At 62.5% G+C, this 22413-nt stretch carries 17 protein-coding genes; 3 read left to right on the top strand and 14 right to left on the bottom strand.

All coding sequences use genetic code 11. The features are described 5' to 3' along the window. Nucleotides 1-32: 32 nt before the first annotated feature. The 3 genes from hldE to J3A71_RS02315 all read right to left on the bottom strand — a co-directional run bounded on the left by hldE (nt 33) and on the right by J3A71_RS02315 (nt 4584). Nucleotides 33-1454 (bottom strand): bifunctional D-glycero-beta-D-manno-heptose-7-phosphate kinase/D-glycero-beta-D-manno-heptose 1-phosphate adenylyltransferase HldE, encoded by a 1422-nt coding sequence (gene hldE / locus J3A71_RS02325; RefSeq protein WP_016489480.1) that lies wholly within the window; start codon nt 1452-1454, stop codon nt 33-35. Between the two features lie 130 nt (nt 1455-1584). Continuing rightward, nucleotides 1585-3393 carry a lipid A export permease/ATP-binding protein MsbA gene (gene msbA / locus J3A71_RS02320; protein ID WP_016489481.1) on the bottom strand — a complete coding sequence of 603 codons (1809 nt, stop codon included), beginning with the start codon at nt 3391-3393 and terminating at the stop codon, nt 1585-1587. Between the two features lie 15 nt (nt 3394-3408). Beyond that, complete coding sequence (locus tag J3A71_RS02315) at nt 3409-4584, bottom strand: O-antigen ligase family protein (RefSeq protein ID WP_024717358.1); 1176 nt, start codon at nt 4582-4584, stop codon at nt 3409-3411. Nucleotides 4585-4685: 101 nt separating this feature from the next. Here J3A71_RS02315 and J3A71_RS02310 point away from each other — a divergent pair, with 101 nt between their 5' ends. Beyond that, entirely contained in the window at nt 4686-5291 is a 606-nt protein-coding gene (locus J3A71_RS02310) for a hypothetical protein (protein ID WP_016489483.1), read from the top strand. A gap of 3 nt (nt 5292-5294) precedes the next feature. Here J3A71_RS02310 and J3A71_RS02305 read toward each other — a convergent pair whose 3' ends face one another. The 8 genes from J3A71_RS02305 to rlmJ form a co-directional block, all read right to left on the bottom strand. After that, entirely contained in the window at nt 5295-6386 is a 1092-nt protein-coding gene (locus tag J3A71_RS02305; protein WP_095116431.1) for a glycosyltransferase, read from the bottom strand. Nucleotides 6387-6423: 37 nt separating this feature from the next. Then, nucleotides 6424-7197 carry a hypothetical protein gene (locus tag J3A71_RS02300; RefSeq protein ID WP_016489485.1) on the bottom strand — a complete coding sequence of 258 codons (774 nt, stop codon included), beginning with the start codon at nt 7195-7197 and terminating at the stop codon, nt 6424-6426. A gap of 64 nt (nt 7198-7261) precedes the next feature. After that, entirely contained in the window at nt 7262-8218 is a 957-nt protein-coding gene (locus J3A71_RS02295) for a glycosyltransferase (protein WP_060516862.1), read from the bottom strand. Nucleotides 8219-8266: 48 nt separating this feature from the next. Further along, nucleotides 8267-9670 (bottom strand): PIG-L family deacetylase, encoded by a 1404-nt coding sequence (locus J3A71_RS02290; RefSeq protein ID WP_060516864.1) that lies wholly within the window; start codon nt 9668-9670, stop codon nt 8267-8269. Further along, on the bottom strand, nt 9667-10563 hold the full coding sequence (locus J3A71_RS02285) for an antimicrobial resistance protein Mig-14 (protein ID WP_016489488.1): 897 nt from the start codon (nt 10561-10563) through the stop codon (nt 9667-9669). The genes J3A71_RS02290 and J3A71_RS02285 overlap by 4 nt, the downstream gene beginning before the upstream one ends. After that, nucleotides 10563-11693 (bottom strand): glycosyltransferase, encoded by a 1131-nt coding sequence (locus J3A71_RS02280; RefSeq protein ID WP_096426850.1) that lies wholly within the window; start codon nt 11691-11693, stop codon nt 10563-10565. The genes J3A71_RS02285 and J3A71_RS02280 overlap by 1 nt, the downstream gene beginning before the upstream one ends. Next, nucleotides 11677-13434, bottom strand: a complete 1758-nt coding sequence (locus tag J3A71_RS02275) for a carbamoyltransferase (protein ID WP_016489490.1) — start codon at nt 13432-13434, stop codon at nt 11677-11679. Before J3A71_RS02275 ends, J3A71_RS02280 begins: the two co-directional genes overlap by 17 nt. Nucleotides 13435-13654: 220 nt before the next feature. Further along, the gene (gene rlmJ, locus J3A71_RS02270; RefSeq protein WP_016489491.1) at nt 13655-14491 is read right to left on the bottom strand and encodes a 23S rRNA (adenine(2030)-N(6))-methyltransferase RlmJ; all 837 of its coding nucleotides are present in this window, start codon (nt 14489-14491) and stop codon (nt 13655-13657) included. Between the two features lie 186 nt (nt 14492-14677). Between rlmJ and J3A71_RS02265 the strand changes: the two genes are divergently transcribed. Further along, nucleotides 14678-14932 carry a hypothetical protein gene (locus J3A71_RS02265; RefSeq protein ID WP_016489492.1) on the top strand — a complete coding sequence of 85 codons (255 nt, stop codon included), beginning with the start codon at nt 14678-14680 and terminating at the stop codon, nt 14930-14932. 77 nt (nt 14933-15009) lie between these two features. Here J3A71_RS02265 and putP read toward each other — a convergent pair whose 3' ends face one another. Then, nucleotides 15010-16488, bottom strand: a complete 1479-nt coding sequence (putP, locus tag J3A71_RS02260) for a sodium/proline symporter PutP (protein WP_016489493.1) — start codon at nt 16486-16488, stop codon at nt 15010-15012. Between the two features lie 358 nt (nt 16489-16846). On the opposite strand from putP, the gene putA reads away from it, so the two are divergent. After that, nucleotides 16847-20800, top strand: coding sequence for a trifunctional transcriptional regulator/proline dehydrogenase/L-glutamate gamma-semialdehyde dehydrogenase (gene putA, locus J3A71_RS02255; RefSeq protein WP_096426851.1), 3954 nt, complete (start codon nt 16847-16849; stop codon nt 20798-20800). A gap of 431 nt (nt 20801-21231) precedes the next feature. On the opposite strand, the gene J3A71_RS02250 is transcribed toward putA, so the two are convergent. Beyond that, entirely contained in the window at nt 21232-21495 is a 264-nt protein-coding gene (locus J3A71_RS02250) for a DUF3077 domain-containing protein (protein ID WP_096426852.1), read from the bottom strand. 93 nt (nt 21496-21588) lie between these two features. Then, a complete protein-coding gene (locus J3A71_RS02245) occupies nt 21589-21831 on the bottom strand; it encodes a hypothetical protein (protein WP_096426996.1) in 243 nt (80 codons plus the stop codon). Nucleotides 21832-22413: the final 582 nt, after the last annotated feature.

The raw sequence follows: 22413 nt of genomic DNA, 5'->3' as shown, positions 1-22413 counted from the left end.
GGCGATTGGGCCGCAAAAAGGCCCTGGCTGTATCAGTTCTTGCGAATCTTCTCGACAATCGCGGTAGTCGAGCTGTTCTCGACCAGGCCCAGCACCTTCACGGTGCCGCCATAGGCCTTGACGATATCAGCGCCTACCACTTGGTCGATGCCATAGTCGCCACCCTTGACCAGCACATCCGGCTTGACCTGGCTCAGCAGGTTTTCCGGGGTGCCTTCCGGGAAGCTGATTACCCAGTCCACCGCGCCCAGCCCGGCCAGTACGGCCATACGCCGGTCGACGCTGTTGATCGGCCGGCCCGGCCCTTTCAAGCGGCTGACCGAGGCGTCGTCGTTGACCGCGACGATCAGGCGATCGCCTTGGGCGCGCGCCTGCTCCAGATAGGTGACATGCCCGGCATGCAGGATATCGAAGCAGCCATTGGTGAAGACGATCTTCTCGTTGTGCGCCCGCGCATCATCGATGGCCAACAACAATTGCTCCAGGCCCAGCACGCCGCGCTCGGAGCCTTCCTCACGCTGGATTGCGCGGCGCAGCTCGGGGGCGCTGATCGCAGCGGTACCCAGCTTGCCGACCACAATGCCTGCCGCCAGGTTGGCCAGGGCCACCGCATGGGGCAGGTCCTCACCCGCGGCAATGGCTGCGGCGAGGGTGGAGATGACGGTATCGCCGGCACCGGTCACATCGAACACCTCGCGCGCCCGCGCCGGCAGGTGCAGCGCAGGCTGGCCAACGCGCAGCAGGGTCATGCCATGCTCGCCACGAGTTACCAGCACGGCACCCAGGTCCAGGTCCTGCAGCAGCTGCAAGCCTTTGGCAACCAGTTCGGCCTCATCGGCGCAACGGCCGACGATGGTTTCGAACTCGCTGAGGTTCGGGGTAATCAGGCTAGCGCCACGGTAGATGGAAAAGTCCTTGCCCTTGGGGTCGGCCAGCACCGGAATGCCCTTGGCCCGTGCCGCCTGGATCAGGCTTTGGTGGTTCTTCAGAGCACCCTTGCCGTAGTCCGACAAGACCAGCACTTTGACACCTTCGAGCAGGCTGTCGACTTCGGCACCCAGCGATAGCGGGTCGGTGGCAAACGGCTCTTCGAAATCGATACGCAGCAGTTGCTGGTGACGGCTCATGACCCGCAGCTTGACGATGGTCGGCTGGTGCGCGATGCGCTGGAACACAGACCGCACCCCCGCAGCCTGCAGGCTGTTGGCCAGGCTGTCGGCGGCCTCGTCCTGGCCGGTAACGCCGATCAGCGACGCCGGTGCGCCCAGCGCAGCGATGTTCAAGGCAACGTTGGCCGCGCCGCCGGGGCGATCCTCGATCTGATCGACCTTGACCACCGGCACTGGCGCTTCAGGCGAGATACGCGAAGTACCGCCATGCCAGTAGCGGTCGAGCATGACATCGCCGACCACCAGAACCGGGGCTTGATCGAAACGCGGCATGGACAACTTCATGGGCAACCCATATGGAAATAATGAACAGGGGCAGGATATTAGCACAGGGTAGTCGACGGCTTTATGGCCAGATCGCCCCCGGAAAATTCCCGTGACAATCGGGGCCGTTACGGCCCCGATGAGGGAGGACTCAGGTGATATCGGCCTTGACCGGCTCATCCAGGCCCATGGCGTGCAGGCGGGCATAATGGCCATTAGCCGCGAGCAGTTCAGCATGGGTGCCGCGCTCTACCAGACGGCCCTGGTCCATGACCAGGATCTGGTCGGCCTTCTCGATGGTCGACAGACGGTGGGCGATCACCAGCGTGGTACGGCCTTGCATCACATGGTCCAGGGCAGCCTGGATGTGCCGCTCGGATTCGGTATCCAGGGCCGAGGTGGCCTCATCCAGAATCAGCAGCGGCGCGTTCTTCAGCAGTGCCCTGGCAATGGCCAGGCGCTGGCGCTGGCCGCCGGAGAGCAGCACGCCGTTTTCACCCACGTCGGTATCGAAGCCCTTCGGCAAGCGGTCGACGAACTCCTTGGCGTAGGCATCGGCCGCAGCGGCTTCGATGTCTGCGCGTGGGGCACCTGCCAGATCGCCATAGGCGATGTTGTTGGCCACGGTGTCGTTGAACAGGGTAACGTGCTGGGTCACCTGCGAAACGTGGCGGCGCAGGTTGCGCAGGCGGTAGTTCTCGATCTCCACACCATCGAGCAGGATCTGCCCCTGGTCATGGTGATAGAAGCGCGGGATCAGCGCCGCAAGGGTCGATTTGCCGCTGCCAGAGCGGCCAACCAGGGCGATCATCTGCCCTGGCTCGGCGACAAAGCTGATGTCGCTCAGCACTTCACGCTCGGTACCTGGGTAGGTGAAGCTCAGGTTGCGCACTTCCAGGCGGCCTTCCACACGGTCCTTCTCGACCGTACCGGTGTCCAGTTCAGGCTCTTCGTCCAGTTGCTCGAAGATGCTTTCTGCACCTGCCAGGCCCTTCTGGATGGTCGAGCTGACTTCCGACAACTGACGAATCGGCTTGGGCAGCAGGCCGGCAGCAGTGATATAGGCCACCAGGTCACCGGCGGTGGACTCACCACGCAGGAACAGCACCAGGAACATCAGCGCCGCCATGGCGCTGTAGATCACCAGCTGCAGCATTGGCGTGTACAGGGAGCCGGTCTTGGTCATGCGCAGCTGCTTGTCGGTGTTGCTCTGGCTGGCCTTGCTGAACCGCTGCTCTTCGTAAGCCTCGCCGCCGAAGCTACGGACAACGCGATAACCCTGGATGGTTTCCGACGCGACGTGGGTGACGTCACCCATCGCCACCTGGATCTTCTTGCTCTGCTTGCGGAATTTCTTGCTGGCGATGCTGACCATTACCGCGATCACCGGCAGGATGGCGACCATGACCAAGGTGAGGTGCCAGTTCATCCACAACAGGTAGGCGAACAGGAACACCACGGTCAGGCCTTCACGGATGACCACCTTGATTGCATCGGTGGCAGCACCGGTGACCATGGTCACGTTGAAGGTGATACGCGAAATCAGGTGCCCGGAGTTGTGGTTGTCGAAGTAGCGGTTGGGCAGTACCAGCAGCTTGTTGAACAACTCCACGCGCAGGTCGTGCACCAGGCACAGGGAAACCTTGGCCAGGAAATAGTTGCCAAGGAAAGACCCCAGGCCCTGCCACGCAGCGATCAGGATGATCAGCAACGGCACCGCCTGCAGCAATTGCAGGTCGCGCAGGTAGGGGACGTTGGGGAACAACACCGCTTCAGGGTTGCTCAGCCCATCGACAAAGTACTTGAGAATGCCGGCCAGCATCGGCTGGGTCGAGGCAAAGATCACGAAACCGACAATGCTCAGCAGGAAAATGCCGACATAGGGTTTCACATAGCCCAACAGCCGGAAATAGATCTTCAGGCTGGAGGTGTGCTCCGCCGGTCGCGGTGTTTCGGCCATTATCGAGCTCGCTGTTCAGGTTGAACCGGAAATTTTACCACAGGCGTCATTTTCGGCACGCCCCCATGGCAGCATCATGGCAAGGCCAACAGGCAGCCAGCTGATGAACCATTCTGCACGTGGCGTACCGGTAAGGCTGGCGGCATCGAACTGCATGGCCAGTGTCGAGTACACCCATAAGCCCAGCAGGAGCTTGCCGAACAGGGTACCGCGCGCGCGGATGATTTCACCCAAGGTGAACAACCACACCATGACCCAGAGCAGCATGCCAGGCAGGCCCATCTCCACGGCAACGTGGGTGAACATGTTGTGGGTGTGGTCGAAGTGCCTGCCCACCGCACTGACATCGTAGTCAGCCCCCAGGCCCAGGCCTGTCCAGGGGTGCGCGGCAATCATGTTGACCACGGCATGGAAAATTTCTGGCCGGTAGGATGAACCGCGCTCGGCGATCAGGTCATACGCCGCATACAAGGCAAAGCCGGTTGCAATGACTGCCAGGATGGCGAACACCCGGCTGTGGCGGTCACGGAACCACAGCGGTGCGATCATGACGGTGAGCACCAGGGCCAACAGCGCGCCACGGCTTTGACTGAGCACGGCAAACGCGCCAAGACAAGCCAGTGCGAGCACCCACAACAGCTGCGGGCCACGCTGCTGCGGCGGCTCATACAGCAGGAAAAGAACGGCCGAGCCAACGACATAAGCGCCCAGAATGGGGTGTGATATCTCGCCAATCCCGGCCAGGCGGACCAGCAACGGCTCACCCTGCAGCCCGTAGAAATTGATGATCGACACCAGCGCAGCGAGGGCCAGCAGGCCGCTCCCTAGCAGCAACAGCTGGCGAATCCTCGCAAGGCCAAGCTGAGCCAACAAGGGGAACGCGAGCAGGAACACCAGAATGTAGAGCAGCCGCTTGATTTCACGCCCCGTGTCCTCTGCGGGCGACCAGGCCAGGCTCAAGCCACTCCAGGCCAACAGCACCATCACACTCATCCATAGCGCCGGCTGACGCTTCCAGCCTTGCACCAGCACCTCGCGGGCGGACCATGCCAGCACCAATGTCGGTAGCCACAGGAACAGCACCAGGCCTTGCTGATAAATCTTGTTGCTCGGCGCCAGGGCAATCGCTGCCAGAAACCAGACCAGACCCAATCCCAGCCAGGCCTGCGCCCAGTTTTTTTGATACAGCATCCATTTCCCCCGATGAATCAAAAACACCATCCATGGTGCTAGAACATTATTTTCGGCATTATTGCCGGTCATTTTGCTCGCCAGACGACAAGGCTCTATTCATGCAATGCTCCCGGCTCACCCAGGTCGACTTCGATCAGCTGACACAAGGCGCACAGGTGCTTGAGGCAGACAGCCATGGCGCCAAAGTCTACCTGCTCGCGGATGGTAATTTCCTAAAGGTTTTTCGTAGGAAGCGGCTGATTTCATCTGCACTGCTGCGCCCATACTCCCAGCGATTCGTCGATAACGCCGCGCGGCTGGCGGAACTGGGTATCCCCACGCTCGAAGTGATCAGCCAGCACAAGCTCGACGTGCCAGGCCGCACTGCCGTGCTGTACCGCCCGTTACCCGGCCGCACCTTGCTGCAAATGTCGCGTGATGACGGCTTCAGCTGGGATACTTACCTGCCGCAACTGATCCAGCTGGTTCGCCAGCTGCACCGCAGTGGCGTGTACTTCCGTTCGTTGCACTTGGGCAATGTGGTGGTTACCCCCGACCAGCACCTGGGCCTGATCGATGTGGCCGACATGCGCTTCCTGCGCCCGCCGCTCTCGGCACGCATGATTCGTCGCAATGTGCAGCACATGGTGCGTTATATCGAGCGGGAGAACCTGGGCGACCAGTTCCCCCTCGCCGCCTTCGAGGCAGCCCTGCTGGCGCGCTGAGCGTCAGTTGCGCAACAGGCTCTGTGAGCCGGTACAGAACGCCTGCCAGGCCTGCTCCGGCGCCAGTGCCTGACGCTGCCGCGCGGCAACCGCCGGGGCGCTGAGGGCTGTGCAACGCTCGATCGCATCAGCCCAGGCGCTTTCGTCGGCGATGGGCAGGTAGACCCCGGTGTCGCACAACTGTTCGCGGAACACCTGCAGGTCACTGCACACGACCGGTACATCGGCCATCACAGCCTCTTGCACCACCAGCCCCAAGCCCTCGGAACGCGAGGGCACCAACAGCCAGTCGAACGCTCGATACAGCAGCTGCAGGTCTTCGCGGTGACCGCGCAGATGCACGCGCCCAGCCAGGCCCAGCGCATTGATACGCTGCTGCAGCAAGGCATGCTGTGGCCCCTCGCCGATAATCGCCAGCTGCAGGCCTGGTTGCCGCGCACTGGCCTTGGCGAAGGCCTCGATCAGCATTTCAAATCCTTTGCTCTCTACCAACCGCCCTACCGCGCCCAGCATCACCCCGTCGGCCTGAGGCAGCTGCAACGCCTGCCTGGCCTGGTTCCGGCTCAGCAACGGTTCGACGAACGCCAGCGGGTCGAGCGCCATGCGCAGGGTCTGCACTGGCCTGCCCAGGTCATGTTCCAGCGATTTGGCCAGCGTATGCGACACGGCCGCGATGCTCAGCCGCTCGCCCGGAAACATGCGCAACAGGCGAATGTCACTGTTGTTCAGGCGCGTTTTGCCATGGAACAGCACCTTGGCCCGAACATGGGGAATGTTCCGCAGTAGCGGCAATACCAGCCGCGCAACCCCAATACCATCGAGCAGTACGATTTCTGCCTTGGCCTCTGTCAGCCCCTTGCGCAAGCGCATGCGCAACCACGGCCGCAGCAGGCGCCACAGGTGCCGCCCTTTCAGAGCTCGTGGTGGCATGTGCCACTCCCGTGTTGAACCGAGCCCACAGCACAGCCCGCTACCCAGCAGCAACCAGTTACTGATCCGGGCATCGGTGCCGGCGTGCGACAGCACTTGCCGATGCACCTTGTGGATGGACATGTACGGCGTTCCACCCGCCCACATCATATTGACGATGTTCATGGGCCCTCTCCCGCTCATGTCAGGTGGGACAGCGACTTCATTGAACAAAAAGGGTGATACCCATGCCGATCAAAGCACCTGTCACCAGCGTCAATGCCAGCTTGATACGATCACGTTGACGACGTTTGGCCTTGCGCGCCACTTCGATGGGCAAGGTCACGTGATTGCCAAAGCCAGTGTGCAACACTGCATCACCTTCCAAGGTGACCGCTGTCAAATTAAACTCAGCGTAGCGTCGGGAAAGCGCCTTCTCTCCAGCATAGGCGGCGAATGGCGCACAGCGCTGATAATCACTCAATCGACGCAGGCCGGGATTGAGCGAAAACGCTTGCCATTCGGCCTTGTCGGACAGCAGCGGATAACACGGCACGCCGGCAATGACCTGGCGATCGCCCAGGTGAATGTAAGGGCTGTGGATAGCCAAGTCATGGGCATGGCTGCGCAGCCACACTTGCAGCAGGTCAGGCCTGGCATCCAGGATAGCCCGCGAGTCTTCGACAAAGCTCTGGCGGTAGAAGTGCCAGTCGTCTTCGCAGTGGAAGATGTAAGGCGTCGTGACGTGACTGTAGGCCAGGTCGATCGAGGGCAACTGGCCGAGTTTGGGCCGGTTGACGAACACCTTGCAGTACGGTCTCCAGTGCTCAGGCACCGCAGCATGCACGGCATCGTCACCGGAATCTTCGGTGATGAACACTTCGCGAATGGGCGCTGTGTTGTAGCGATCGAAACTCTCAAGGGTGTCTTTGAGCAGATCGAACCGCCCACAACTGGTCACGACGAGCGTGACATCACTTTCTTCTGAAAAGCGCACCGGACTCCCTCCGCATTGCGACTATCGGCTTTCAACACCCGCTCCTGGGCGCGAAAGCTCTTGTTTAGATGCCCAGCGTCAGGCGTAGCCGCTGCCACGCAGACAACGGCGGGTGGGGCCTGAGCGCCGGGCGCATGTGGTCGACGATGCTACGTCCAACGGCGGCGAAACTGAAACGGGAAACCGCCAGATGGCGGCCATTTTCAGCAATCTGCCGGGCAAGTTCTGGGTCTGCACGCAAACGGCGGAGCTTTTCCTGAAGGGTCGGGATGTTGTCATAGAACACCACGTTGTGCATGTCTTCCAGGCCCAGCGCGCGGTTTTCCTCCTCGCCCTGGTCGTACGCCAGCAGTACACAGCCGCAGGCCATGGCTTCGAAGTTCTTGATCATGTATTCGCCCATGCCGACGTCGGCACTGACGAAGAAACGAATACGGTTGAGCGTGTTGCAGTAGTCTTCACCCGACTTGGTGCGGGTGACCAGCAGGTTCTCGACCTGCCCCAACTCATCCAGCAGCGCCTTGCGACCGCTGTAGGCCACGCTGTTGACACTGCCGACGAAGGCCAGTTCGATGTCGCGCTCACGCCCTTGGTCGGCCAGCAACTGCTCGTCATAGCCCTTGGGCACGAACACCGCATCGAAACCTTCCTGGCGCAGGCGCTCGCTGACCATGTAGCCAGAGCTGATCACCCGCGCCCATGGCAACTGGCGGTAATGGGCGCTGAACTTGCCGGTGTACTTGCACGGGATGTAGTTCTGGTAGGCGTCGTGCTCGAGGATGACCAGGTTCGGTACGGTACGGATGAAGGCCACCTGACGGATTTCCTGCTTGAAGCGCAGAAAGAACACGATGCGGTCATAACGCTCGACCTGCACTTCACGCTTGAAGTAGCGACGCAGGTTGCGCTGGTCTTCGCTGGTCAGCCAACGCAGGTCGCACTCGCAGTTGGCCGCGACGCCATCGTACAGGCGGTCGAGAATCGCCCGCTGTTCCTTCTGCACCAGAAATAGGACTTTCATTGCTTTCCTTGGGCGCTCTGCGCCATCGCGGTCAACCATTGGGCGTACTTACAGCTCGCGCCGCCAGAACAGTTCGTGTCGGCGCACGGCCTTGCGGAAGAACTCGTTCTCCCCATAAGGCGACGGCCGCCGTCCGGCCAGCCAGCGTTGCAGCAAGCGGCGCAGGCGGCGCTTGAATGGCGGGGCCGGCTGCAGGTCGTGCATCATGCCCAGGGCCATGGCCTTGTCGTGCTGGGTAGCCACGTCCAGGACCAGGCTGCAAGGTGCCCAGGCCTGCACAGCACTCAACTGCGGAGGCAAGGCCACACCATCGCCGCTGTCGCCCATGGGCCAGCGGTCGTTGTCATGCAGGTGGTTGGCGTAGCACAGCAGGGTTTGTGGCTGCCAGGCCAGGCCTTGCAAGGCCTCCAGCACCGCTGCCTGAGCGCAGATGTGATCGGGGTGCGGGTCGAGTTGCGGGTGCGGCATTACCAGGACTTGCGGCCTGGCCATTTCCAGCAAGGTACGCAGGTCGGCCAGCAGGTTGTTCCAGGTTGGCGCACCATCGCTGTCGGCCGGCAGCGGGAACGGGTTGAACTGGCGAAATACGCGGATATCGGCCAGCTCGGCCTCGCGTGACGCAACAGGCTGCTCTGGCGCGGCCTGCATGGCAGGCAACTGCAGGCAGAAGTAGCCCAGCTGTACGCAACGCGACTCCGGCACACCGGCCCAACGCGGCACGGCGATGCTGTCCCAGGCGCGCAGGCGGCCCTTCAGGCGCGCGGCCTCGGCCTTGCCCAGGCCCATCTGCTGATAGTGCTCGGCCTCGATTTCACCGGCGGTCAGCGTCACTACCCAGGTTTCATCTGCCTGGCTGTAAAGGCCATACGCAGCAAGCTCGGCGTCGTCGGCATGCGGCGCAATCACCATCACCCGGCGCCGTTGCAGTTCGACCGCCGGCGTTATCCACAGACGCGGCTCGCCCAGCAGCCGGCAATGGCGACCACGCAGGCGCAATGCGCCGGCCTGGAGCGGCGCAGCCAGGCCGGTCAGGTTGAGGAAGCGCACGCCATCGACGCCACGCTCGAAGGTTTGCCGATCGGCCTGCTCACCCGCCAGCAGCGCGACCTGCGGGTCCAGGAACCGACCGAGCCAGCTGCCTTTTACCCGCAGCTCAAGCACAAGGGTTTCATCGCCCTGTAGCACGCAGTCGGCCTTGAGCAGGCCCGCGTGCAGGCTGGCAGGTACTTGCCGCGCCTGGTCACCGAAGTCGTAGGCGTAGTCCTCGCCGGGTGCGTAGAACAGGTGGTCGGCAAACCAGGCCTCGTGGGCGGCCCAGAGCAGCGGCAACAGCAACAGCGGCAGCCACCACCAGGCCAGTACACCGAGGGCGACCAGCGCAACCAGGCCTGCCAGCAAGCCCAGACGCTTGTTGCGCCGGTGGCGCTTGAGCAACTGCTGCTTACGGCTCACGCCTGATACACCGGCACAGGGTTGCACCAACGGTCCTTGTATTCGCGGTCGGCACGGCCGAACGAGAACCGCAATGGTTTGTTGCGCGCCCGGGCGTCTTCCCAGGCGGCCTGGGTATTGAGGAAACTCAGCACGCTGCCTGGGCTGAAGGCCTTGGTTTCAGGGTCTACACCGCCATTGATGTACTCGACGCTGACCCAGTCCGGCGCTTCGACGCGGTACACCAGCTGAATGGCAATCGGCTTGCCGTCCAGCATCAGCACAGAGCCGATCAGCAGCTCGCGCAGACGCTCCAGCACCTCGGCCATGCGCTCGGCACCGGTGGCAGGGAAGCCCCAGCGGCGCTGGAACAGGTCGCAGTACATGCTGGCGATTTGCTGGGCACTGAAGTCGCTGATCGGGCGCACCACGCCACCCGCCTCTTCCAGCAGGCGCAGTTCGCGGCGCTGGTTGTAGCGGAATTTCTTCGACAGGTCTTCGTGCGCCCGCGCCATCGCCAGCTGTTCCTTCTGTTCCTTGAGGCCCGTGAAACGGCCCTGGCTCAGTTCGGACAGGTAGCGTGCGGTATGGCGCAACGGTGCAGCGGCATCGGCCGCAGCTGGCAGGATGATTTCGGCATTGCCCAAGTCGAACAGGGCTTTTTTGCCGGCACGCTTGAGCACGTCCTTGGCCAGCGCCAGGTGGCGCCCCCAGGTCGGGATGGCGGCTTTCAGCTCGCCGGCCTGATACCAGCCCAGGTAACGTACCGGGATCTGCGCCAGGTCAGCCAGTTGCTCGACCACCAGCGGATGGGTGGCGACACTGCCACCAAAACGCGCCCATGCCTCGGCGTAGGCCTTGGCGTCGATCGTTTGCCACCCGCGCTCGCGGAAGGCCTGGATACGATTGAGCATCAAGCCTGCCCCACCAGTGCACGTACCTGCGGCAACTGCCAGAAGGTCTCGCGTACCGCCTGGTCGGAGAAGCGTTCACGCAGGCGTTGCAGCATGTGCTCAGCACAGGCCTGGCGCTGTTCGGCGCTCAGCGTGGCCATATGCTCCAGGCCCTGAGCCAACTGGGCAGCATCGCCCAACGGGAACAGCACACCCACACCCTCGACCACTTCACGAGCCCCGCCGCAAGCCGTGGCCAGCACCGGTACGCCAGCGACCATGGCTTCGAGCAGGACCATGCCGAACGGCTCGTGGTCGGAGCTCAGGGCGAACACATCGAATGCCTCGAAGTAGCGGCGTGCATCCGGCACCTGGCCCAGGAAGCTCACCTGGCCGGCAATCCCCAGCTCGGCGGCCAAGGCCTTGAGCTCGGCCTCTAGCCGGCCCTTGCCGAGGATCGCCAGGCGCGCGCCGGCCGGCAGCTTGGGCAGCGCCTGGGCAAAACCACGCAACAAAGTGGCCTGGTCCTTGTCCGGGTGCAGGCGACCGACATTGCCGACGACCCACGCCTGCGTGTCCAGGCCCAGAGCCCGGCGAGCCTCGGCGCGCGGCACCAGGGCCGTTTGCAGGGCGTCGATGTCGATGCGGTTATACAAAGTCTGGATGCGTTCGGCTGGCCACTGTGGCAGGCAGCGGCGCATGTCGTCACGCACCGCGTCTGACACGCCCAGCAGGATCAGGCGCTTGCTGAACAGGTTGGCGAACAGCCGGCGGCCTTTGCGCTCATAGTCGCCAAAGGCATGGTGCACGCCGATCACCGGCAGGCCGGTGCCCAGCAGGGCCACGTAGATGGGCTTGAAGCGGTGGGCAATGCAGAAGGCGAAGTTGCGCTCGGCCGCAATGCGCCGCAAGGCACGGATGGCACCGAGCTTGAGGCCACGCACGGCCTTGGAGCTGAACTCAAGGAACAGCACCTCGTCAGACGCGCAACCGGCCGCCACCTGCGGGTCGGCGGCACCGGTGAGGAACACCGTGGTGACCTGGTAGCCACGCCCCTGGAACAGGCTGGCGTACTGACGGGCACAGTCGAGGAACGGCCCGTCATAGCCATGGCAGAACTGCAGGATGCGCGGTTCAGAGCGGCTGGTCATAGGCGGCCGCGCCGTCCTTCACCACCAGGATGTCTTCCATGATCAGGTACTGCAGGTCCGAGCCGAAGAACATGTTCAGGGCATCGGTCGGCGAGCAGATCATAGGTTCACCGCGACGGTTGAGCGAGGTGTTCAGCGACACGCCATTGCCGGTCAGGTCTTCCAGCGCCTTCATCATGTCGTAGTAGCGCGGGTTGTACTCGCGCTTGAGCACCTGGGCACGCGAAGTACCGTCCTCGTGCACCACTTCCGGTACGCGGGTCTTCCACTCTTCAGCCACTTCGAAGGTGAAGGTCATGAACGGTGCCGGGTGGTCGACCTTGATCATCTGCGGGGCGACGGTGTCGAGCATCGACGGGCAGAAAGGTCTCCAGCGCTCGCGGAACTTGATCTGGTGGTTGATGCGGTCAGCCACGCCTTCGACGCTCGGGCAGCCGATGATCGAACGGCCACCCAGGGCGCGCGGGCCGAACTCCATGCGGCCCTGGAACCAGGCCACCGGGTTGCCGTCGACCATGATCTGGGCGATTTGCTGCGGCATGTTGTCGAGCTTGCGCCACTTGGGCTGGTTCGGGTGACGGGCGCAGGCGGCGATCACGTCTTCGTTGGAGTACGAAGGGCCGAGATACACATGCTCCATCTTCTCCACCGGTACGCCGCGGGCGTGGGAAACATAGGCTGCGGCGCCGACAGCAGTACCGGCGTCGCCGGAGGCCGGCTGGACGAACAGCTCTTTCACGTCCGGGCGGGCGATGATCTTCTGGTTGAGCTTGACGTTCAGCGCGCAGCCGCCGGCGAAGGCCAGCTTGCCGGTTTCACGCAGGGTGTCGCCCAGGTAGTGGTCGATCATCTGCAGCGCCAGCTTCTCGAACAGCGCCTGCATGCTGGCGGCGTAATGGATGTACGGCTCGTCTGCGATGTCGCCTTCGCGCTTGGGGCCCAGCCATTCGATCAGCTTCGGCGAGAAGTAGAAACCCTTGCCCTTCTCTTTATAGCGGCGCAGGCCAATGACGTTGGCGTAATCGGTGTTGATCACCAGTTCGCCGTTTTCGAAGCTGGCCAACCGCGAGAAGTCGTACTTGCTGGCGTCGCCGTACGGCGCCATGCCCATGACCTTGAACTCGCCGTCGAGCATTTCGAAGCCGAGGAACTCGGTGATCGCACCGTACAGGCCACCCAGGGAGTCCGGGTCGAAGAATTCCTTGATCTTGTGGATCTTGCCGTTTTCGCCGTAGCCAAAGAAGGTGGTGGCGTATTCGCCTTTACCATCAATGCCGAGGATCGCGGTTTTTTCCTTGAAGCCAGAGCAGTGGTAGGCACTGGAGGCGTGGGCCAGGTGATGCTCGACCGGCTCGATCTTGACCTTTTTCGGGTCGAAGCCCAGCTGCTCCAGGCACCAGACGATTTTCTTGCGATAGCGCTTGTAGCGACGGTTGCCCATCAGGATCGCATCGAGGGCGCGATCCGGGGCGTACCAATAGCGCTTGGCATAGTGCCAGCGCGCCTTGCCGAACAGGCTGATCGGGGCGAACGGGATGGCTACCACGTCGACGTCGGACGGCTTGATGCCTGCCTGCTCCAGGCAGAACTTCGCCGACTCGTAGGGCATGCGGTTCTTCGCATGCTTGTCACGCACGAAGCGCTCTTCTTCGGCGGCGGCAATCAGCTTGCCGTCAATGTACAGGGCCGCGGAAGGGTCATGGCTAAGGGCGCCGGACAGGCCAAGAATCGTCAATGCCAAGGGATTAGCCTCTTCATTCGGTAAAAATGCGCCAGCGGCCTCATGGGCGGGTGGCGGCTAAAGGGCGGGATTATAACGCAAACATGCGCGCAACGCGGCAACCCGTACTGGCCTCATCGCCGGCAAGCCAGCTCCCACAGGAACACCGCTGCCCTCAAGGGAGATGCAGTACTTGCAGGAGCTGGCTTGCCGGCGATGAGGCCAGTACAGGCAGGCAATACTATTCGGCGATGAGCCAGTCCATGCGATAGCTACCGTCCGTCTGCGCCAGCTCCTTGGCCAGCCACGGCAGCAGCTCCTTGAGCTCTTCTTCCAGGCCCCATGGCGGGTTGGCGATGGCCAGGCCCGAGCCATTAAGGCCCTGCGGGCTGTCCTGGTGGTGCACATACAGCTCGACCCGCAGCAATTTTGGCGCGCCAGTGCTGGTCAGGTCCTGGTAGTAACGCGTCAGCGAGCGCTGGTCCTTGATGGGGTACCAGATAGCCGCGACGGTCTGGCGCATGCGGCTGATGGCCTCTTTCATGGAATGGGTGCAGCGCTTGAGCTCATCGGCCTGCTCGAACGGCGGGTCGATCAGCATGATCGCGCGCTTTTCCTGCACCGGTAGCAGGGCCCTGGGCACATGCCAGCCTTCGCCCAGGTGCACGACCACACGCGGGTCTTTTTTCATGTTCTCTTTGAGCAGCGGCCCGTCTTCAGGATGCTTTTCGTTGAGCAGGGCGCGGTCTTGCTGGCGCATCAGGCGGCGAGCCAGCTCGGGCGAACCGGGGTAGTAACGCAGCTCGCCGTCCGCGTTCAGGCGCTTGATGACGCGCAGGTAGTCGGCAGCCATGGCTGGCACATCATCGCGGCCCCACAAGCGGGCGACGCCTTCCAGGTACTCGCCGGTCCGGGTTGCCTGGTCGCCTTGCAGGTCGTACAGACCAAGCCCAGCGTGGGTATCGATGTAGGCAAATGGCTGCTCCTTGCGCGACATCAAGGCGATGAGGCGGGTCAGCACGATGTGCTTGAGGACGTCGGCGTGGTTGCCGGCGTGGAAGGCGTGACGATAGTTCATGGCAACTCCTGCGGGGGTGGCAAGTTTACCTTGCCTTGCAGACGGAGTCAGGTGCAGCAATCAACCGCAAACGCCCTCGCGCCGTTGAGAAGCCATGAAAACCCTCATCGTTCGGAATGAATTCCTGATTCGCTGCGCCCCTGCAAATCCCAAGAATCGAGTCTCCACCAACCAGGAGCAAATGAAATGAAAGCTTCCATCCAATACGATAAAACTCAAAACCGCCTGCACGGCAAACTGGGCCTGGACAATGTGCCTTATACCGCCCAGCTCAAACTCAAGAACCCTGAAGGCGTTACTGAGACACTGGTAGTGCCAAGCTCGAAATCCGACGAATGGGAGGTTGGCCTGGACCGGCATGGCCCTGGCAAGTATGAAGCCCTGATCGTGCCACGTGTGGCCGGTGCGTTCGAACCAACGCGGTGCGAGTTCACCCTGTAAGCAATCATCCGCTACAAACGAGTACGGCCCGAACAACACTGTTGTTCGGGCCGTACTCGTTGCCTACCCAGCACTCATCACTTGTCAGCGTGATACGCCGCGTCTGCCGTCTCGAAGCGCTGCACCATTGCCCTGGAGGGGCTGCCCAGCTTGCTCACCAGAACGATGGCGATGCTCGCCAGCAGGAAGCCCGGGATAATTTCGTACAGGCCCCAGGTATCGATCTGCTTCCACAGGATAACGGTCAGTGCACCCACCACGATACCGGCCAGCGCGCCGTTTCGGGTCATGCCTTTCCACAGCACCGAAATCAGCACCACCGGACCGAAGGCGGCACCGAAGCCAGCCCAGGCGTAGGCCACAAGGCCCAGCACGCGGTTTTCCGGGTTGGCAGCCATGGCGATGGCAATCAGGGCCACGGCCAGCACCATCAGGCGACCGACCCACACCAGCTCGAGCTGCGAAGCGTTCTTGCGCAGGAAGGCCTTGTAGAAGTCTTCGGTCAATGCACTGGAGCACACCAGCAACTGGCAGCTCAGGGTGCTCATTACCGCCGCAAGAATGGCCGACAGCAGTACGCCGGCGACCCATGGGTTGAACAGGATCTTGGCCAGCTCTATGAACACACGCTCATGGTTCTCGGTGACCGGGCCCGCCAGGTCAGGGTTGGCCGAGAAGTAGGCGATGCCGAAGAAGCCCACGGCGCAGGTACCGGCCAGGCACAGGATCATCCAGGTCATGGAGATGCGGCGAGCCTTGGCGATCGACTTCACCGAATCGGCGGCCATGAAGCGCGCCAGGATGTGCGGCTGGCCAAAGTAGCCCAGGCCCCAGCCCATCAGCGAGATGATGCCGATGAAGGTAGCACCTTTGAACATGTCGAAATTGGCTGGGTTCACCGCCTCGATGGCAGCAAAGGTGGTGTCGAAACCGCCCGTGGAAATCAGCACGATCACCGGGGTCAGGATGAGCGCGAAGATCATCAGCGAAGCCTGAACCGTATCAGTCCAGCTCACCGCCAGGAAACCACCGACGAAGGTGTAGGCGATGGTCGCTGCGGCGCCAGCCCACAGGGCAGTCTCGTAAGACATGCCAAAGGTGCTTTCGAACAGGCGGGCACCGGCAACGATGCCAGAAGCGCAGTAGATGGTGAAGAACACCAGGATGACGATCGCCGAAATAATCCGCAGCAGGCCGCTATTGTCTTCGAATCGGCTGGAGAAGTAGTCCGGCAGAGTCAGCGCATCGCCGTTGTGCTCGGTCTGGACACGCAACCGGCCAGCGACGAACAGCCAGTTCAGGTAAGCACCAACGGTCAAACCGATGGCGATCCAGGCCTCGGACAGGCCCGAAAAGTAGATGGCGCCCGGCAGGCCCATCAGCAGCCAGCCGCTCATGTCGGATGCCCCGGCAGACAGCGCTGTAACAACGCTACCCAGGCTGCGACCACCCAGAATGTAATCGGAAAGGTTGTTGGTGGCGCGATAGGCGGCGAAGCCGATCAGTACCATTGCTGCGATGTAGACCACGAAAGTGATCGTAAGTGGATTGCCCATGCGTGTGCCCTGGCGTTTGTTTTTATCTCATGCACAACCATAGTCGTGACGGTTGCACCCAGGCGGCGAATCCTATGCAACAACGCAAAGCAGGTGCAACCATTTTTCATTTGGAAGTTGCACCCGCTCGTCAATATTCCGTAGGAGGCACTTTTTTGCTCCTTTTTGGAGCATCACAGGGGTTTTTCATAAGAAAACTCACCCTTAAAGCCCTTATTGAAGGGCATGGAAATGTCTGTCAGACGAGTTGCACCTATAGCGCCAAAAAATGCGGTTGCACCTGGTTGCACCCGAATTGTCCTACAGCTACTCTTGGCGCCAGCTTAGGCCACAGCCGTGGCAATAACGAGGATAAGAAATGGCGACTACCACCCTTGGGGTCAAACTCGACGACCCGACCCGTGAGCGACTCAAAGCAGCTGCGCAGTCCATTGACCGCACGCCGCACTGGTTGATCAAGCAAGCGATCTTCAATTATCTGGAGAAGCTTGAGGGTGGTGCCACCCTGACCGAACTTAACGGCCATGTCGGCAACCTTGTCGACGATGCCGGTGAGATCCCGGCCGACCACAGCCACCAGTGCTTCCTCGAATTTGCCGAGAGCATCCTGCCGCAGTCGGTACTTCGCGCGGCAATCACCGCCGCCTACCGCCGCCCCGAGCAAGAGGTGGTGCCGATGCTGCTGGAACAGGCGCGCCTGAGCGCACCGCTGGCCGAAGCCACCAACAAGCTGGCCGCCGGCATTGCCGAAAAACTGCGTAATCAGAAGAGTGCTGGCGGTCGCGCCGGCATCGTCCAGGGCCTGCTGCAGGAGTTCTCGCTGTCGTCCCAGGAGGGCGTGGCGCTGATGTGCCTGGCCGAAGCCCTGCTGCGCATCCCCGACAAGGGCACCCGCGATGCGCTGATCCGCGACAAGATAAGCACCGGCAACTGGCAGCCGCACCTGGGCAACAGCCCGTCGCTGTTCGTCAACGCCGCCACCTGGGGCCTGCTGCTGACCGGCAAGCTGGTCAGCACCCACAACGAATCCGGCCTCACCTCCTCGCTCACCCGCATCATCGGCAAGAGCGGCGAGCCGATGATCCGCAAGGGCGTCGACATGGCCATGCGCCTGATGGGCGAGCAGTTCGTCACCGGTGAGACCATTGCCGAAGCCCTGGCCAACGCCAGCCGCTTCGAGGCCAAGGGTTTCCGCTATTCCTACGACATGCTCGGCGAAGCCGCACTGACCGAGCACGACGCGCAAAAGTACCTGGCCTCCTACGAGCAAGCCATCCACTCGATCGGCAAGGCCTCCCATGGCCGCGGCATCTATGAAGGCCCGGGCATCTCCATCAAACTGTCGGCACTGCACCCGCGCTACAGCCGCGCCCAGTACGAGCGCGTGATGGAAGAGCTGTACCCGCGCCTGCTGTCGCTGACCCTGCTGGCCAAGCAGTACGACATCGGCCTGAACATCGACGCCGAAGAAGCCGACCGCCTGGAGCTGTCGCTCGACCTGCTCGAGCGCCTGTGCTTCGAGCCGTCGTTGGCGGGCTGGAACGGTATCGGTTTCGTTATCCAGGCCTACCAGAAGCGCTGCCCGTACGTGATCGACTACGTCATCGACCTGGCCAAGCGCAGCCGCCACCGCCTGATGATCCGCCTGGTAAAAGGCGCCTACTGGGACAGCGAGATCAAGCGCGCCCAGGTCGAAGGCCTGGAAGGCTACCCGGTCTATACCCGCAAGGTGTACACCGACGTTTCCTACGTCGCCTGCGCCCGCAAGCTACTGGCCGTACCAGAAGCCATCTACCCGCAGTTCGCCACCCACAACGCCCACACCCTGTCGGCCATTTACCACATTGCCGGGCAGAACTACTACCCGGGCCAATACGAGTTCCAATGCCTGCACGGCATGGGCGAGCCGCTGTACGAGCAAGTGGTCGGCAAGATTGCCGATGGCAAGCTGAATCGCCCGTGCCGGGTCTATGCGCCGGTTGGTACCCACGAGACGCTGCTGGCCTACCTGGTACGCCGCCTGCTGGAAAACGGCGCCAACACCTCGTTCGTCAACCGCATCGCCGACCACTCGATCTCCATTCAGGAACTGGTCGCCGACCCGGTCGCCAGCATCGAGCGCATGGGCACCCAGGAAGGCAACATCGGCCTGCCACACCCGCGTATCCCGTTGCCGCGCGACCTGTATGGCACTGAGCGGGCCAACTCGGCCGGCATCGACATGGCCAACGAGCACCGCCTGGCGTCACTGTCCTGCGCCATGCTGGCCACCGCTCACAACGACTGGAAGGCCGCCCCGATGCTGGCCTGCGCCGCCAGTGAAAGCGCTGCCGCGCCGGTACTGAACCCAGCGGATCACCGCGACGTGGTCGGCCATGTACAGGAAGCCACCGTTGCCGACGTGGACAACGCCATCCAGTGCGCTTTGAACGCCGCGCCGATCTGGCAGGCCACCCCACCCGCCGAGCGCGCGGCCATTCTGGAACGCACCGCCGACCTGATGGAGGCCGAAATCCAGCCGCTGATGGGTCTGCTCATCCGCGAAGCCGGCAAGACCTTCGCCAACGCCATCGCTGAAGTGCGTGAAGCCGTGGACTTCCTGCGCTACTACGCCGTGCAGGCACGCAACGATTTCAGCAACGACGCCCACCGCCCCCTGGGCCCAGTGGTGTGCATCAGCCCATGGAACTTCCCGCTGGCGATCTTTACCGGCCAGGTAGCTGCGGCCCTGGCTGCCGGCAACCCGGTGCTGGCGAAGCCCGCCGAGCAAACCCCGCTGATCGCCGCCCAGGCCGTGCGCCTGCTGCTGGAAGCCGGCATCCCCGAGGGCGTGCTGCAACTGCTGCCGGGCCGCGGCGAAACCGTCGGCGCCGGCCTGGTGGGTGACGAGCGCGTTAAAGGCGTAATGTTCACCGGCTCCACCGAGGTTGCCCGCCTGCTGCAGCGCAACGTCGCCGGCCGCCTGGACAACCAGGGCCGCCCGATCCCGCTGATTGCCGAAACCGGCGGCCAGAACGCGATGATCGTCGACTCCTCGGCGCTGACCGAGCAGGTGGTGATCGACGTGGTGTCCTCGGCCTTCGACAGTGCCGGCCAGCGTTGCTCGGCCCTGCGCGTGCTGTGCCTGCAGGAAGACTCCGCCGACCGCGTAATCGAAATGCTCAAGGGCGCCATGGCCGAAAGCCGTCTGGGCTGCCCGGACCGCCTGGCCGTGGACATTGGCCCGGTGATCGACGCCGAAGCCAAGGCCGGCATCGAGAAGCACATCCAGGGCATGCGCGAGAAAGGCCGCGCGGTCTATCAGGTGGCCATTGCCGACGCGACCGAGGTCAAACGTGGCACCTTCGTGATGCCGACCCTGATCGAGCTGGAAAGCTTCGACGAACTGAAGCGTGAAATCTTCGGCCCGGTGCTGCACGTGGTGCGTTACAACCGCCGCAACCTGGACCAACTGATCGAGCAGATCAACAACTCCGGCTACGGCCTGACCCTCGGCGTGCATACCCGCATCGACGAGACCATCGCCAAGGTGGTGGAAACCGCCAACGCCGGCAACATGTACGTCAACCGCAACATTGTGGGTGCAGTGGTGGGCGTGCAGCCGTTCGGTGGTGAAGGCCTGTCTGGCACCGGCCCGAAAGCCGGCGGCCCACTGTACCTGTACCGCCTGTTGTCGACCCGCCCGGCCGATGCCATTGGCCGCTACTTCCAGCAGCAGGACGGCGAAGGCAAGCCAGACCGCACCCTGCACGAACAGCTGGTCAAGCCGCTGCACGGCCTGAAGGCCTGGGCCCAGAGCAACCAACTGGCCGACCTGGCTGCGCTCTGTGACCAGTTCGCCAGCCAGTCGCAGAGCGGCATCGCCCGCCTGCTGCCAGGCCCGACCGGCGAGCGCAACAGCTACACCATCCTGCCGCGTGAGCACGTGCTGTGCCTGGCCGACAACGAGGCTGACCTGCTGGCGCAGTTGGCCGCCGTACTGGCCGTCGGCAGCTCGGCGGTGTGGGCAGACAGCGAGCCTGGCAAAGCCCTGCGTGCCCGCCTGCCGCGTGAGCTGCAGGCCAAGGTGAAGCTGGTGGCAGACTGGAACAAGGATGAAGTGGCGTTCGACGCCGTGATTCACCATGGCGATTCGGACCAGCTGCGCAGCGTCTGCCAGCAGGTGGCCAAGCGTGCTGGTGCCATCGTCGGTGTGCACGGGCTGTCCAGCGGGGATCACCAGATTGCGCTGGAGCGGTTGGTGATTGAGCGGGCGGTGAGTGTGAACACTGCTGCTGCCGGCGGTAATGCCAGCTTGATGACCATTGGCTGAGGCTGAGGGTTGTTGAAAGTAAAGGGAGAGCTTCGGCTCTCCCTTTTTTATGGGGGTTTGTTTGAGATTGGGTTGGGCTGACAGGTGCTCGCCACAACATTTTCTGCGCGTGTGAGACCGAGCGCCGCCCGCGCGGCGCATCGCGACGCAAGGCCGCTCCCACATCTGTTTCGGGCCAGTCTCTCCTGTGCCTATGGCGCGCGCACCCTGGGTGCATGGCTGGAGATCGATAAAGAGCGACTGCGCCCACTTCAATACCGCATGGAACAAACAAGGCGGACAGCGGTGGCCTCACAGAATGGACTGGCCCGGAACAAATGTGGGAGCGGCCTTGCGTCGCGATGCGCCGCGCGGGCGGCGCTCGGTCTTGCAGGCGCAGAAAATGTTGTGACTAACACCTGGCCGCCTTCACGCAACCGGAAGGCAAGCCCTCACTGCTTCATGCCCAACTCGGCATCATCCATCAGTGCCTTTGCCATGGCACTCAGGTAATGGGCAGCCCATATCATCATTGGCTTCTCATCCATCAGCCCGGTAATGGTCAGTTCGCGCACATAGCCCATCAATTCCGACGACTGCTCGCGGGCATCCCTGCACGGGATACCGGGCTCGATGCGGAACAATCGATGCGTGCGGTTTTCGCCTTGGTAGAAAGTTGTCTTGCCGACGGTGAACTGGGTGTCTTCTGTTGTCATTGTTCAATCCCCTGATAATTCTCGACTGCCTGGCCTGGCCCTTTCGCGGGTTTACCCGCGAAGAGGCCAGCCCAGGCAACACATTACGCAGCCTCAATGCACAGGCCTGGCCTCAGCGGGCATCTGCACCTGAACCAATGCAGACTCAAGCAAAGCCCGCAGCGCCTCCAGTTCATGCATCGTGGTCATCATCAGGATCGAAGCCGGCGACCTGGGCTGCAGCTGTATGGCGTGGTGCACCACGGTTGCGGCACACAGCGCGTGATCCGTGGCCTGGATCAGGGTGTCTTCAAGGGAATGGGCGTTAAGGGGTGGATCGGGGACTATCTTCAGCATCATGGTTCACCTAGTGATAAAGACCACTACACACCTGCTGTCAAACAAGAGGGTGGCAGCTGTACATGGGTTGACAGACCGGTAGGCAAACCAAAACCCGGCGCACACGAAGTGCCCCATGCACAGCTGCCATAAAGGCAAAGCGATGCGGTTTGACCTAAGCGGCCTGTCAAAGCCGGTCACTGATTTGGCAGCGACCACCCGAGACTAGGGCCCGATCCAGAGCACCGCAATGGCTTGAAGGGGGTTGGGAGTATGTTTGGGAAATGGACTACATGGAATAGGTGAAAACCTAAAATGATCTGCCGAAACTGGCCGGAATGCGGTGAGGCTGGAAGGTGTTCGCTCACCTTTTGCAGCGCCTGTGAAATCGCGCGCCGCCCGCGCGGCGCATCGCGACGCAAGGCCGCTCCCACATCTGTTTCGGGCCAGTCTCTCCTGTGCCTATGGCGCGCGCACCCTGGGTGCATGGCTGGAGATCGATAAAGAGCGACTGCACCCCCTTCAATACCGCATGGAACAACCAAGGCGGACAGCGGTGGCCTTACAGGATGGATTGGCCCGAAACAAATGTGGGAGCGG

Source organism: Pseudomonas sp. PvP089 (assembly GCF_017875165.1).
Lineage (GTDB): Bacteria > Pseudomonadota > Gammaproteobacteria > Pseudomonadales > Pseudomonadaceae > Aquipseudomonas > Aquipseudomonas fortuita.
The sequence above is the reverse complement of the archived record's forward strand: the minus strand, read 5'-3'. Positions and strand labels throughout refer to the sequence as shown.

What these genes read in the sequence shown, in the direction of transcription:
- J3A71_RS02295 (WP_060516862.1), bottom strand. Translation starts at nt 8,218, where the DNA reads ATGAAAGTCCTATTTCTGGTGCAGAAGGAACAGCGGGCGATTCTCGAC.
- J3A71_RS02305 (WP_095116431.1), bottom strand. Translation starts at nt 6,386, where the DNA reads ATGAACATCGTCAATATGATGTGGGCGGGTGGAACGCCGTACATGTCC.
- putP (WP_016489493.1), bottom strand. Translation starts at nt 16,488, where the DNA reads ATGGGCAATCCACTTACGATCACTTTCGTGGTCTACATCGCAGCAATG.
- J3A71_RS02285 (WP_016489488.1), bottom strand. Translation starts at nt 10,563, where the DNA reads ATGCTCAATCGTATCCAGGCCTTCCGCGAGCGCGGGTGGCAAACGATC.
- J3A71_RS02265 (WP_016489492.1), top strand. Translation starts at nt 14,678, where the DNA reads ATGAAAGCTTCCATCCAATACGATAAAACTCAAAACCGCCTGCACGGC.
- msbA (WP_016489481.1), bottom strand. Translation starts at nt 3,393, where the DNA reads ATGGCCGAAACACCGCGACCGGCGGAGCACACCTCCAGCCTGAAGATC.
- J3A71_RS02245 (WP_096426996.1), bottom strand. Translation starts at nt 21,831, where the DNA reads ATGCTGAAGATAGTCCCCGATCCACCCCTTAACGCCCATTCCCTTGAA.
- hldE (WP_016489480.1), bottom strand. Translation starts at nt 1,454, where the DNA reads ATGAAGTTGTCCATGCCGCGTTTCGATCAAGCCCCGGTTCTGGTGGTC.
- putA (WP_096426851.1), top strand. Translation starts at nt 16,847, where the DNA reads ATGGCGACTACCACCCTTGGGGTCAAACTCGACGACCCGACCCGTGAG.
- J3A71_RS02310 (WP_016489483.1), top strand. Translation starts at nt 4,686, where the DNA reads ATGCAATGCTCCCGGCTCACCCAGGTCGACTTCGATCAGCTGACACAA.
- rlmJ (WP_016489491.1), bottom strand. Translation starts at nt 14,491, where the DNA reads ATGAACTATCGTCACGCCTTCCACGCCGGCAACCACGCCGACGTCCTC.
- J3A71_RS02250 (WP_096426852.1), bottom strand. Translation starts at nt 21,495, where the DNA reads ATGACAACAGAAGACACCCAGTTCACCGTCGGCAAGACAACTTTCTAC.
- J3A71_RS02315 (WP_024717358.1), bottom strand. Translation starts at nt 4,584, where the DNA reads ATGCTGTATCAAAAAAACTGGGCGCAGGCCTGGCTGGGATTGGGTCTG.
- J3A71_RS02280 (WP_096426850.1), bottom strand. Translation starts at nt 11,693, where the DNA reads ATGACCAGCCGCTCTGAACCGCGCATCCTGCAGTTCTGCCATGGCTAT.